The sequence below is a fragment of the Pseudomonas sp. GW-45 genome, assembly GCF_056896675.1.
Window position 1 is genome coordinate 2,830,643 of sequence record NZ_CM167674.1, and the last position, 12,840, is coordinate 2,843,482.

At 56.5% G+C, this 12,840-nt stretch carries 12 protein-coding genes; 4 read left to right on the plus strand and 8 right to left on the minus strand.

Going from position 1 to position 12,840, the window contains the following annotated elements; genetic code table 11:
* Nucleotides 1-224: 224 nt before the first annotated feature.
* Together AC1XYH_RS13075 and AC1XYH_RS13080 are read right to left on the minus strand one after the other, a co-directional pair.
* Nucleotides 225-986: an ABC transporter permease gene (locus AC1XYH_RS13075; protein WP_483323612.1), complete on the minus strand. Its 762-nt coding sequence runs from the start codon at nucleotides 984-986 to the stop codon at nucleotides 225-227.
* Entirely contained in the window at nucleotides 983-1,936 is a 954-nt protein-coding gene (locus tag AC1XYH_RS13080; protein ID WP_483323613.1) for an ABC transporter ATP-binding protein, read from the minus strand. The genes AC1XYH_RS13075 and AC1XYH_RS13080 overlap by 4 nt, the downstream gene beginning before the upstream one ends.
* Before the next feature lie 336 nt (nucleotides 1,937-2,272).
* On the opposite strand from AC1XYH_RS13080, the gene AC1XYH_RS13085 reads away from it, so the two are divergent.
* Genes AC1XYH_RS13085 through AC1XYH_RS13095 form a run of 3 tightly spaced genes read left to right on the plus strand, consistent with a single transcriptional unit; the run spans nucleotide 2,273 to nucleotide 3,774 of the window.
* On the plus strand, nucleotides 2,273-2,752 hold the full coding sequence (locus AC1XYH_RS13085; RefSeq protein ID WP_483323614.1) for an RDD family protein: 480 nt from the start codon (nucleotides 2,273-2,275) through the stop codon (nucleotides 2,750-2,752).
* Entirely contained in the window at nucleotides 2,749-3,354 is a 606-nt protein-coding gene (locus tag AC1XYH_RS13090; protein WP_483323615.1) for a glutathione S-transferase family protein, read from the plus strand. Before AC1XYH_RS13085 ends, AC1XYH_RS13090 begins: the two co-directional genes overlap by 4 nt.
* Before the next feature lie 18 nt (nucleotides 3,355-3,372).
* The gene (locus AC1XYH_RS13095; RefSeq protein WP_483323616.1) at nucleotides 3,373-3,774 is read left to right on the plus strand and encodes a hypothetical protein; all 402 of its coding nucleotides are present in this window, start codon (nucleotides 3,373-3,375) and stop codon (nucleotides 3,772-3,774) included.
* Nucleotides 3,775-3,954: 180 nt separating this feature from the next.
* Here AC1XYH_RS13095 and AC1XYH_RS13100 read toward each other — a convergent pair whose 3' ends face one another.
* From AC1XYH_RS13100 to AC1XYH_RS13110, 3 genes are all read right to left on the minus strand, one after another.
* The gene (locus AC1XYH_RS13100; protein WP_483323617.1) at nucleotides 3,955-4,473 is read right to left on the minus strand and encodes a hypothetical protein; all 519 of its coding nucleotides are present in this window, start codon (nucleotides 4,471-4,473) and stop codon (nucleotides 3,955-3,957) included.
* Nucleotides 4,474-4,620: 147 nt separating this feature from the next.
* Nucleotides 4,621-5,556, minus strand: coding sequence for a glutathione S-transferase family protein (locus tag AC1XYH_RS13105; protein WP_483323618.1), 936 nt, complete (start codon nucleotides 5,554-5,556; stop codon nucleotides 4,621-4,623).
* Nucleotides 5,549-5,956, minus strand: a complete 408-nt coding sequence (locus AC1XYH_RS13110; RefSeq protein ID WP_483323619.1) for a GIY-YIG nuclease family protein — start codon at nucleotides 5,954-5,956, stop codon at nucleotides 5,549-5,551. Before AC1XYH_RS13110 ends, AC1XYH_RS13105 begins: the two co-directional genes overlap by 8 nt.
* Before the next feature lie 31 nt (nucleotides 5,957-5,987).
* Between AC1XYH_RS13110 and AC1XYH_RS13115 the strand changes: the two genes are divergently transcribed.
* Nucleotides 5,988-6,470: an asparaginase domain-containing protein gene (locus AC1XYH_RS13115; RefSeq protein ID WP_483323620.1), complete on the plus strand. Its 483-nt coding sequence runs from the start codon at nucleotides 5,988-5,990 to the stop codon at nucleotides 6,468-6,470.
* A gap of 135 nt (nucleotides 6,471-6,605) precedes the next feature.
* Here AC1XYH_RS13115 and tldD read toward each other — a convergent pair whose 3' ends face one another.
* From tldD to AC1XYH_RS13130, 3 genes are read right to left on the minus strand one after another with little or no spacing between them, the layout of a single operon-like run.
* Complete coding sequence (gene tldD / locus AC1XYH_RS13120; protein WP_483323621.1) at nucleotides 6,606-8,048, minus strand: metalloprotease TldD; 1,443 nt, start codon at nucleotides 8,046-8,048, stop codon at nucleotides 6,606-6,608.
* Nucleotides 8,041-8,901, minus strand: coding sequence for a carbon-nitrogen hydrolase family protein (locus AC1XYH_RS13125; RefSeq protein WP_483323622.1), 861 nt, complete (start codon nucleotides 8,899-8,901; stop codon nucleotides 8,041-8,043). Before AC1XYH_RS13125 ends, tldD begins: the two co-directional genes overlap by 8 nt.
* Nucleotides 8,902-8,955: 54 nt before the next feature.
* Nucleotides 8,956-12,840 carry a YhdP family protein gene (locus AC1XYH_RS13130; RefSeq protein WP_483323623.1) on the minus strand — a complete coding sequence of 1,295 codons (3,885 nt, stop codon included), beginning with the start codon at nucleotides 12,838-12,840 and terminating at the stop codon, nucleotides 8,956-8,958.

Genomic DNA, 12,840 nt, shown 5'->3' on the forward strand with positions numbered 1-12,840 from the left:
GTCGGCAATCCATGAGCCGCCTTTAGTAGCCAAATAATATCACAGTCAAAAATACACACAACTTGCGAATCGGCGGAGCATAATCGACAAATTTCCGACACATAGCAACAGGCCATCTCAATATTAACTTATCACAAATATAAAATAGCCCCGAGAATGACTCTTGAGTCACTCTCGGGGCGCATTGAGACAGCCTCGATAAACCATCAATACCGGCTCGCCAATCAAGGCTTAAGCTTGTACCCCGTGCGAAATATCCACCAAACAAGCGCCAGACAAATACTTAGAAACACCAGAGTCATGCCCAGGCTAACGCCAATATGCACGTCCGCCGCGCCATAGAAGCTCCAACGGAAGCCACTGATCAAATACACCACCGGATTAAACAGAGTCACCGTCTGCCAAAAAGGCGGCAACATGGTGATGGAGTAAAAACTCCCGCCCAAAAAAGCCAAAGGGGTAACTATCATCAGCGGAATGATCTGCAACTTTTCAAAACCATCAGCCCAGACCCCTATTACGAAACCGAATAAACTGAACGTCACTGCAGTGAGTATCAAGAACCCGAGCATCCACACCGGGTGCTGAATCTCGTAGCTTACAAATAGCCGCGCTGTAATCAGCACCAACAATCCTAACAGCACCGACTTGGTAGCCGCTGCACCGACATAACCAACGACGATCTCCAGCGGCGACACCGGCGCAGATAACACCTCATAAATGGTACCGGTGAACTTGGGCATGTAAATACCAAAAGAGGCGTTGGAAATACTCTCGTTGAGCAACATCAACATAATCAGGCCGGGGATGATAAAAGCACCGTAACTGACACCATCCACTTCGGTCATGCGGCTGCCAATGGCCGCCCCAAACACGATAAAGTACAACGATGTGGAAACGACCGGTGACGCTACGCTTTGCAACGTGGTGCGCAGCATGCGCGCCATCTCCGCCTGATAAATTGCCTTGACGCCGTAAAAGTTCATTGGGACTCCCCTAAGCGTTGCTCATCGCGCCGCTTGTGTACCAGACCAACGAAGATATCTTCCAGCGAGCTCTGACTGGAATGCAGGTCTTTCACTTCGATGCCCGCTAGATCCAGCTTTTTCAACAACTCAGCGATCCCCGTCTGCTCAGACTGCGCATCGAAGGTGTAGATCAGACTGTAGCCATCCGGCGTCAACTTCAGAGCATCAGCGCGCAGACTCTCTGGCAGTTGTTCAAGCGCGGAGTGCAATTGAATAGCTAACTGTTTGGTACCCAGCTGCTGCATCAGCTTATCTTTCTCTTCTATCAAGATGATCTCGCCCTCACTGATGACACCAATACGGTCGGCCATCTCTTCGGCCTCTTCGATGTAATGCGTAGTCAGGATGATGGTCACCCCACGTTGCTGTAGTCGCCGCACCATATCCCACATGTCGCGGCGCAACTCAACATCGACACCCGCGGTCGGCTCATCGAGAAACAATACGTCTGGCTCATGCGACAAGGCCTTGGCAATCAGCACTCGGCGCTTCATGCCACCGGACAGGTTCATGATGCGATCATTACGCTTATCCCACAGCGACAACTCACGCAGTATCTGTTCAAGCAGGCCGTCATTAGGCGGCTTACCGAACAACCCACGACTTAGCTTGAGGGTCGACCAGACACTATCAAACATGTTGTTGGTCAGCTCTTGCGGCACCAGCCCAATCTTGCTGCGTGCCTTGCGATAATCGCGCACGTTATCGTGACCATCGACCAATACCGTTCCGCTGCTGGCATTCACCAGGCCGCAGACGATACTGATCAACGTCGTTTTGCCGGCGCCATTAGGACCGAGCAGTGCAAATATCTCACCGCGTCGAATACTTAGATTCACGCCCTTCAGAGCCTGAAAGCCAGAGTCGTAAGATTTGGTCAACTGGTTGACCTGAATGATGTTATCCACACTTCCCTCGCATGCAGGTGAGGTTGCGGCAGCCACTAATCCTGAGCGCCGCAATCGGTTGAGACACAGCATACGCCGAACCATGAGCTGATTCAGCCCTGCACAGTGCAGGGTCAAAACAACGCCATATATTGGTATTTCGCCAATATCCACTCGCCCGCGGGCCGCCATGCAATGCTCCAGAACAGTATTTTTCGGACTATCCCGCAAATACCATAGAACTTGCCGACTGGATCGCATTTATCAGCAGCGATTATGTGCGCTGAGCTAGTCGCTGAAGGAATTTTCTGCGCAAAATGCGAGGTCATGTGGCCATGCGGCGAGCAGTCCTTTTTCATGCAAACAGCTACGCAAGTGCGTTACGTCGGATTCTGGCAGCGCACGCTCGCCAGCCTTATCGACACCCTTTGGATGATGCTGTTGATTACGCCCCTGCTGGTGTACTTTTACGGCTGGGAGTACTTTGACCCCTACCAGTCGCCGCCCGTTGATGGCCTTGCCGATATCGTGCTGACCTGGGTCCTTCCGGCCATCGCCGTGATCATTTTCTGGCGCGCGAAACAAGCAACCCCAGGCAAAATGGCAGTGCATGCGCGGGTAGTCGATGCCCGCACTTTACAGCCGCCCGGTACTGGGCAGTTGGTCATCCGCTACCTGGGCTATTTCATCGCCACCATCCCGTTTGGACTGGGGCTACTTTGGGTCGCCTTCGACGCGCGCAAACAAGGTTGGCACGACAAACTTGCCGGCACAGTGGTGATCTACAACAAACCTGGCAACTCCACACTGGATACGCTAGCGGAGGGTCACTCATGAAAATTTACGGCGACCTGATCTCAGGCAACTGTTACAAGCTGAAGCTGCTGTGCGACTTGCTTAGCATTGAGCATGAATGGGTTCAGTTGGACATACTGCGTGAAGAAACCCGGACCGAGGCCTTCCTGAGCCTTAATCCCAACGCCAAAGTACCACTGCTAGAATTAGACGATGGACGCACCCTCAGCGAATCCAATGCCATACTCAACTATCTGGCCACCGATTCGGCGCTGCTTCCACAGGACAGCTTTGCCTTAGCCAAAGTGCTGCAGTGGCAATTTTTTGAACAGTACAGTCACGAGCCCTACATAGCCGTAGCGCGCTTTATCGCCCGCTACCTCGGCTTGCCCGAAGAGCGTCGAGCGGAATATCACGCCAAGCAGCCTGGCGGTCATCGCGCCTTGAGGGTTATGGAACAGCAGTTGCAGCAAACCGATTACCTGGTCGATAACCGACTCAGTGTTGCGGACATCAGCCTGTACGCCTACACGCATATCGCGCCGGAAGGTGGCTTTGACCTCGCCGACTACCCGGCCATCCGCGCCTGGCTGGCACGAGTTGAGGCCCTTCCGGGCTATCAACCCATACCCGCCAATATTTAACCCTGGGAGAAACCCGAAATGCCTAAGTTGATCAGTTCAATCCGCAGTCTGGGCGTTGCCTGTCTAATGGTTGCCGGCGGCGTGAACGCGGATGAACGTGTATTGATCACGCCCAGCTATGAGCTAAAAATGGACTCACGCTGTGTCGAGGGTGAGGTCAGCTGTAACCAGTACACGCTGCAAGGTCGGGAGCGTCACAATGGCGAGCCGCTGATGCTGCAAGGCCGCAGCATGCACACTACCTGTGCCGACGGCAAAACACCGTGCCGGTTTCTGGGCTACCGCTTCGACCAGTCCGAACGCAGCTTCCTGATCACCGAAGATGGGCTACTAAACATCTACCACGGCGACAGCCTGATATTGCATGAACAGGGCCGCTGGACAGACGACAATGCTGTAAGGCATCAAGATACTCAGTGACCGGAACAGCAGATCCAGGCAGGCGAGCGCTATAGACACGACGTCAATACGGCGGAAAGAGAGAGTAGCCGCAACGACCGAAAACAAGACCGAACTGAGGAAGAGCTGGTTATTCTTTGAAGCCCTGAGAGTCAGAACACGATCAAATCAGAGTTGCCGCGCGGCACTAACAATCTACCGCTAAGGAACAACAATGTTTGCCTGTTGTATCTCGGATTCTGGTTCGCAAACAGCATAGCGGTGAAGAAAAACGCCGTTGACCGTGCGCAGCACGCCGGGGGTGATAACACGAAAATGCTCGATGGCGCCGCGTTTCTCAGCATGACTAACCAACCGTTGCTGGGCTATCTGCTTCCGCATATCGGCAAATAGTGGGACAAACGGCTCCAAATCTCGCAACCCCTGCTGACATGGCGAGTCCGCCGGCAGGTCTGCATAGTCCGATATCAATTCACTCAACTGCTGCTCAACCACCTGCTGACAAACACCTAGCAAATCCACCATTTTTACCTGCAAGCCGAGTGCTTCACGATCAAAATTTACCGCGCCCTCTATCCTCGACTGAAAAGCACGCACAGGAGCAGCACATGCCGTCTCGGCATTCAATTGCGGTTCAGCGGCAACCGGCGCGGTAACCCATCCGCTTAGGCTTGCCAACAGCAGGCAGATGCCTGTTCGCCTTCCCACCCAGTTGATCACATTGAGCTCCCTCTCTTTTTCCGAGGCGCGATTCTAACGAAGCCACACCAAGATGTACCGAGATTCAGCACACACTTCAGTGACTTTACAGTCAAAAAAAGGCCGACAGATGCGAATCTGCCGACCTCTTATCCTGCGGCAAGTCTATCAGGCGGCGGCGATACGATATCCGTAGCGCGGAAAATGCACGTGTACTAGTCCGGCACGCTCATCTTCACGGGCAATGATAATTTCTTCAGCCCCTTCAAACAGCAGCGTACCGGCTACCTGATCAGTACCGTAGTCCACCGCACTCACAGTCACGGCCTGTCCGTTGCTAAATCCACCGGGGCTGGCAATAGCATTATCTGGCAGCGCGGCTGGCGTGGCTTGCTTGGCAATGCTAATAGCTTCATCGGCGCTTAACTCGCTAGCAACGCCGTGGCCAATATCAGCCATACGCTGCATCCAGCTCGTTACAGCCGGATAACCTTCGAGCGCTTCAGCGACCGCTTTGTTACTGCTGACAAACCAAAGCGGGTGGTAGTGAGAAAAGTCAGCAATGCACGGCGTATCACCGAGCAGAAAGGCACCATCTCGCTGCAACTGCGTTTCAAGTCGACTCAATAGTGTTGGCCACTGCGACAAAGCCACTGCTGGATCCAAGCGACTAGCCGAGCCCTTTTCAAACAACGCTTTACGATCTGCCATAAAGCCCTTAATCACCTGCTCAGGCATACCGGCAAAACGCGCAGCCAACCCTTTGGGCTGAAAATTGATGGCGACGCCATGTTGAAATAGCACTTGATCAGCAAACTGCGCCAACCCCATAGCGGCAGCCTCGCGCCCTTCCGGAAAAAGTGCAGGCGCGGCTTTCTCTTGCTCCAGGCGGCGCGCGATCATCGCCGTATCACAGTAAATATCAGCGCCAACCTGCATCACCGGAGTCCGGCGGTAGCCGCCTGTTAAGGCATTCAAATCAGGCTTGGGCATCATCGAAGGGATCATCACCGACTGCCAAGACAGCCCCTTAAAGCCCAACATCAAACGCGCCTTTTCAGCGAAAGGGGATTGCGGGTAGTGGTGCAGAATCAAATCACTCATGCTTGGTCTCCGGTTGTTGTGCGCTCAGCTTAGCCCCTGCAAGTTCAACTGCACAGGGCTTTACGGCCAATGATGGAAGGTTATCGAAGTCACTGATAAGCCGCTCCTTGGCTAATTTGGACAACGCTTTGATGCTCAGCTCCTGGCGCAAGGCATCACCCTGTCCGCTGCAGCGCTCCCACCAGACCAGCGCACTGGCCGGGCTGCGATTGAAAAAGCGCGCACCCTTGCCGCGCAGGTGTTCCCGAAAGCGACGCTCAGGGTCTATGCTGATACCCGTATATAGATGACCGTTTTCCGCGCGCACCATATAGACCCACCAGTCGCGCACTCCGGGACTTACCGCGGCATCAGGCGAGTTAGCTGGGGTATCAAAATCGGCGGGCGGTTCAACAGACATGATCAGATAATATTTTCAGGAATTAATCACTATGTTTGTACAAATATTCAGCACCGGCGGCACGCTGGACAAACTCTACTTTGACGCCCTCAGCGAATACCAGATAGGCGAACCGATCGCAGGCGAGCTATTGCAGCAGGCGCGGGTCGGTTTTGACTATAACATCGAATCCCTGACCAAAAAGGACAGTCTCGAGCTCGACGATCTCGACCGCCAACTGATCCACGACAAGATCAGCGCCTGCCCGCACGAACATATCCTGATCACCCACGGCACTGACACCATGACGGTCACCGGCGCTGGTCTGGCGGACATTGACGGCAAAGTCATTGTACTAACCGGTGCCATGCAGCCGGCGCGTTTTCGTGATTCAGATGCGCTGTTCAATTTGGGGCTAGCGGTGGGCGCACTTAACTGCATGCCCCACGGCGTGTACGTCGCCATGAGCGGCCGCATCTTCCCTGTTGATCAGGTGCGCAAAAATCGCTTGGCAGGGCTTTTTGAAGCGCGCTGAGCACGCGGCTACGGGCAATAAGCAGTCATAGTGGGCAGGTATTTGCTGCGCAAAACGCAGTCACCATCGGCTACCCAAGATGCGTTGGATAGCCGATGGTTTAGCTAGCATCTGCTAGCTCAGGGCAACGCGGCTTTAACCGGTTCCGCCAACGGTAATCTGATCGATTTTCAACGTGGGCTGACCCACGCCCACCGGCAATGACTGCCCATCCTTGCCGCAAACGCCAACGCCGCTATCGAGTTCCAGATCATGGCCCACCATGGATACACGGTTCATTACCTCAGGACCATTGCCAATCAGAGTGGCACCCTTAACCGGCGCGGTAATTTTACCGTCTTCGATCAGATAGGCCTCGCTGGTGGAGAATACGAACTTGCCGCTGGTGATATCGACCTGACCACCACCGAGGTTGGCGCAGTAGATGCCCTTTTTCACTGAGGCAATGATCTCTTCCGGATCGCTCTCCCCCGCCAACATGTAAGTATTGGTCATGCGCGGCATCGGCAGATGCGCGTAGGATTCGCGGCGACCATTGCCGGTGTAAGGCACGCCCATCAGGCGAGCATTGAGTTTGTCCTGCATATAGCCCTTGAGTACGCCATTCTCGATCAAGGTCGTGCAGTTGGTCGGCTGCCCTTCATCGTCCAGAGTCAGTGAACCGCGGCGGCCTGGCAAGGTACCGTCATCGACGATGGTACACAGGCTGGACGCCACTTTTTCGCCCACCCGGCCGCTGTAGGCCGAGCTGCCCTTGCGGTTGAAGTCACCCTCCAGACCGTGCCCAACTGCTTCATGCAGGAGCACACCAGACCAACCGGGCCCCATCACCACGGGCATGCTGCCAGCGGGCGCAGCAACCGCCAGCAGGTTGACGTTGGCTTGGCGCACCGCTTCGCGGGCATAACCCAACGCACGCTCCTCAGTCTCGAAGTAGCGGTAATCAGTACGACCACCACCGCCAGAACTACCGCGCTCACGTCGGCCGTTATGCTCAACAATGACACTCACATTGAAGCGGACCAGCGGACGAATATCCCCCGCCCAAGTCCCATCGCTGGCTGCCACCATAATGGTGTCGTGCACACCGCTCATGCTCACGCTAACCTGGGTAATACGAGGATCGAGGCTGCGCGTGTAGGCATCAATGCGCTGCAGAAAGGACACCTTGTCTGCCTGAGCCATGACTTCTAGCGGGTTATCCGCAACATAAAGCGGCTTACAGACGGGTCTCTTCCAGGCCTGAACACTACCGGCCTGGCCCGCACGGGCAATCGAGCGCGCCGCGCCAGCAGCTTGGCCGAGCGCCGCCAGACCAATATCATTGCTATAAGCAAAACCGGTCTTCTCACCCGATAACGCACGCACGCCGACGCCTTGATCGACATGAAAGCTGCCGTCTTTGACGATGCCGTCCTCGAGCACCCAGGATTCGCTGATCTGGTGCTGAAAATAAAGATCTGCCGCATCCACCCCCGGCGCCGAGACCAACGTACCGAGCACGCTGGCGACAGCGTCCGGGGTGAGGTCAGCGGGGCGCAGCAAGGCATTTTCGGCTTGGCTGATAAGGTCACTCATTCTGGTTCGACTCCTTGGCAACCGGCTGCGGCGAAGCAGGCGGTGCGAAACGGCGGTGTTCAATAATCGGCATCCGCTGGCGAACCTCGCTTAGCAAACCGCGATCCAGTTCACCGGCAGCAATGCCGGGGCCCTCGGGCAAAACAGCAACAAGCTCGCCCCAGGGATCAATAAGACAGCTGTGGCCGAAGGTTTGACGACCTCCCGCGTGGGTACCGGTTTGATTGGCCGCCAGCAGATAACATTGGGTTTCTATCGCTCTGGCACGCAGCAGCACCTCCCAGTGCGCTGCACCGGTTACTGCGGTGAACGCGGCCGGCACCACGATCAATTCTGCGCCAGCCAACCGCAAGCCCTGATACAACTCAGGAAAGCGCACATCATAACAAATGCTCAGACCCAGCCGGCCCACTGGCGAATCGAGACAGACTAGCGCATTGCCGAAATCGTAATCGCGCGACTCCCGATAGGTGTTGTGGCTGTCGCTGACATCTACATCAAACAGGTGCAATTTGTCGTAGCGCGCTACTTCCTGCCCTTGTTCATCCACCACCAGCTGAGTTGCCATGGGCTTGCCGCCGGGAACACGCGGCACCGGCAAGCTGCCGCCGATCAGCCAGATACCGTGCTCACGCGACTGCTCAGCGAGAAACCGGCGAATCGGACGCTCAGTGCCAAACTCAGCGGCGGCTATCGCAGCCAGTGATCGGTTGCCCAGTGCGGCGAAACATTCCGGCAACAGGACCAGCTCCGCGCCCTGCTCTGCCGCGCGGGCAATCAAGCCAGCTGCGACGTGCAGGTTTTCCTGCACGTCTGGCTGACTGGTCATTTGGATAGCAGCGACACGTGACATAGAGGCTAACCTTCTGCAGATGGATTTACCGGCTAGAGTACTACGAGACTGGCATCAGTCTTCTTCGAGTGCAGCCTTGTCGTCAAAGGCACGGTCAAACTCAACATCCGGTTGCTTCCAGTCGCCGCTCACCTTGTACTTAACCGAGGCAAAGCGCGCCACCTTGTCACCCAGGATCTTGTCAGCGAGGAAGAGCACTCCGCCAATTTGCGGCGCCCCAACCAGCAGCGCGGCCAATGGCAAATTGTTGGTCACTGGCAAGGTTACCAATACACCGAGATCCACCTTATCGCTACGCAAGTTGACGTTACCTTCAAACTGCATTTTTACGCCAGGGCCCTCAAGTACGAGAGGCTTCTCGCTGTGCAAGACCCCATTGTCGGCATACAGCGCACCGTCCAGCGTATCGTAAGCGGTACCTTTGCTGAACAGATCGGAGAAGTCCAACCGCAGGCGGCGCGTTAGCGAGTTGAAGTTGAGTAGACCAAACACGCGCAAGGCTTGAGTACCGTTGTCACCACTCTGCAACATACCGTCACGCGCGGCAACCTCTAGGCTACCTGAGGCACGCCGTAGACTAAACAACGCCGGCGATCCGGGCCAATTCAGCTGAGCTCGGGTGGTGAACTCTTTGCTGGTTATGGTCGGCGCGTATTGCCAAGCTGTCAGTACTTCGCCGATGTCTTCAGCGGTGACGTTGCCGTCGAATACAGTGTGCGCCGGCGCTTCACGCCAGTCCATGCGACCCTCAACCTTCAGACCGCGCAAGTCGAGCGAGAGCTCGGGAATCTGCGCGCCAGTCGCATCCGGGCGTAGCTTGAAAGCCACTCGGCCAACCGGTCCGCCGCCCCACGACAATTGCGCAACCTGTACGTTGAGTGGCGGTAGTTTTGATGGCTTTATTTTTTCCAGCGGGTCCGGTGGATCGAGATCAGCCGCAGGTTCATCTGGGCTCATCGCCGGCAGTAACTCTGCCGCTTGCTCGTCAGTCGCACCGAGTTTAAGCCGCTGCAGGTCGATATCAATCGGCTCGGCGCTGTTGTCCGGTAGGTGAATATCACCTGCTACATCCGCCTGAGTCAGCGTCAGTTGCCAGCCGCTAGGCTGCCTCTGCACGCCCACTTTTAAGTCGCTTAACGACAAACCAAAACCGGTGAACGATTCAGCGCTTATATCAGCACGACGCAGCAGCTGCGCGGCCCCGCCTTTACCACTATTACCGCTCTGCTTGGCCGCCGCAGGCAACTGGCTCAACCACTGCTGCCACTCATCCCAGTCGAGACTAGGCAGCTGAGCTGCGATTACCACGCCGGGGGCAGATGACTGCGCCGCCAGGCCAGCACGGAAGCGCAGATCGCCAGAGAGCTGCTCGCCTTGATGCAGCAACTGCACATCAAGCCCGCTGGCCGCCGACACATGCCAGCGCTGAATACCACCGCTGGCGAGTCGCAAGTCTACTTTGGTTGCCAACTCGCTTTGCGCTTCTTTGCCAAACGGTTGTGGTAGCGTCAGCGCCAACCCTTTGAGGTCACTGCTGACTTGCACGCGCTGTTGCTGCGCAGCAATCTCCACCTCGGCTTGCCAGCTGAAATTGCCATCGGCTAAACCCGCTGGCACTGCGCTGGCCAGCGACCAACTGCGCAGTTGCTCAACGCTGTGGCTGCCAGAGAGACTCACCCGCTGAGTGCCTTCACGCTGACTCAGTTTGGCCTTGACCGGCGCGCCAAGAAAAGTGCCACTCAGATCATCAGAGCTCAGCCCTTGCTCGCGCGAGTAGGCAAAATTGCCCTGGAGGTGACGTAATGGGGCCTGCAACTGCGGAATAAGCAGATTGTCCGCCGCCAGCTGCCAGCTCACATCGGCTTGAGTCTGCGCTTGAGCATCTGATTGCAGCGGAATGCTCAGAGCCAGGTTGCCTTCCACCTCGCCGCTGCCGACCGTCCAGCCCGCTAGCGGGTCTTTGCTCAGCTCGCTCAGCGGGCTGTCTTGCATCAGCTTAAGTGCATCGCCCACCGGCCCAACAAAAGCCGACTCTATCTCTAGCATCAGTGGTCCGGTACGCCCTAGCACCTGAGCACTCACGCGGGTGTCGCTGGCGTTGGTATTCCAGAGGCGAGCGTGCTCACCGCGGATATCCAGCAGGCCGCCCTGCAGACGTAGATTAGCGTTGATTTCAGTCAACAGAGGCCAACCGCTCTGGAACAGCAATTCGCCATCGCGCAACTCGGCATAAAGCCCAATGTCACGCTCTTCGTTAGTAGCACTCTTCAGCAGCGAGCCGCTGTAGCTGAAAATAGCCAACGGCACCTTACCATTGACGCCGCTGGCCGCGAGCCAGGTACCCAGCGCCGGACTGAAGGCCGGTGCACGCAACGGCAGGTAACGACGGTGAACGGATGCCTGCGAATCACGCAGGGCGACCCGCAGGTCCATCTTCGGAATCTGGCCGGTCGGCGGCAGTTGTAAGTCAAGTTTCACCGCCGCCTTACCTTCCTCCCCTGCGACCGATATACCTGCGGTGTGCAACCCCAGGCCACCGTCCTGTGACCATGACCAGTTAAGCGCACCTTGCGCGCTGTCGTACTGCCATACCTCAGGAAACAAATGCGGCAGTTGCATGCTCCACTGCTGATTATTGATCCGCAATTCGCCGGCGCTCGGCGAACCCGAAATGCTGCCACTGATACCCTGCAACATGGGTGCATTGTGGTAAGCCTGAATACCCACTTGGTCAAGCAGTGCACTGAACTGCAGCGCGTCGATATCAGTCGGCGAGCCGCGACCGGACAGATGTAGATTACGCACATTGCCCTGCGGCGACACTGTGGTGATCAACTCCGCCATGGGTGGATGATCAACAAAGCGCGGCAGCCAGTCACGCAGGCGGTCTAGCGAGAACCGATCAACCGCCAGCGACCACTCACCTTCCGCCGTATTGCGCTCAGCTTGCGCGCGCATCATCGGCCACACGCGTTCTTCTATGCGTAAGCTGAAATCCTGCACCAGCAAACGCTCGCTGGTATCAGAATAACGGTAAGCAAAACGGCTGAAGACATCCTGTAGCGGCGGTGAGTCTTTATGATCGAAGCTGATCTCGGGCGCTACCAGCGTACCCTGCAAGCGCTGCAAGCGCTGATTTTGCCAGCTACCCCAGAAACGCCCGCCAGCCACCAATTTTTGCAGGTGGCTGCGTTCCAACCAATCTTGCGGTAACCAGCGAGTCCAGTCGCTAGCCGGCAGCTCAAGAAAAAAGCCCAGCGACAAGTCTTTCAGGTTATCGCTGTCGAGTAATCCACTCACCTGCCACCGAACAAGCTCGCCGTCGGGCAGCCGCAGGCGGCCGTCCAGGCGCTGCCAGCCAGCGCCGTTAATCAATGTCAGCTCGCCGCGCTCAAACTGCCAGCGCGGCTCGTCATAGGGGCTGACCGCGACTTGAGTCTCCAGCAAGGTGATACGGTGCTGTTCGCGCAGCACCTTAAGTGCTTGCTCCATTCCGCCGAGCGACTGCGTCTGCTGACCGAGGCCGCGCAGATGCCAGTGACCCTCGGCATCTTCACTGATCGACAGTGATAAACCTTCGATCTGCAGGGCGTCCATAACCAGACTTTGACGCCACAGGCTTTGCCATAGGTCCAAGCGAGCGGTGACATTGTCCAGAGCAAACAACATGGGGCTACCCGGATCAGTGTCCGCGTGCACTTCCAAGCCCCGCAGACGGAATACCGGCTGCGCGCCTTGCATCTGCGCACTCAAACTATCAAGCCGGATGTGTCTGCCCGTGATGGACTCCGCCTTCGCGACCAACTCAGCTTGATAGTTGGCAATCGCTGGCACGAACTGACGGCCCAAGCTGACATAGGCTGCTGCCAGCAAAAGCCAGGCGACCAGTAGCAGAATCAGGCCATTAAGCCCTTGTTTAAGCCAGCGTTGCCACTGCAC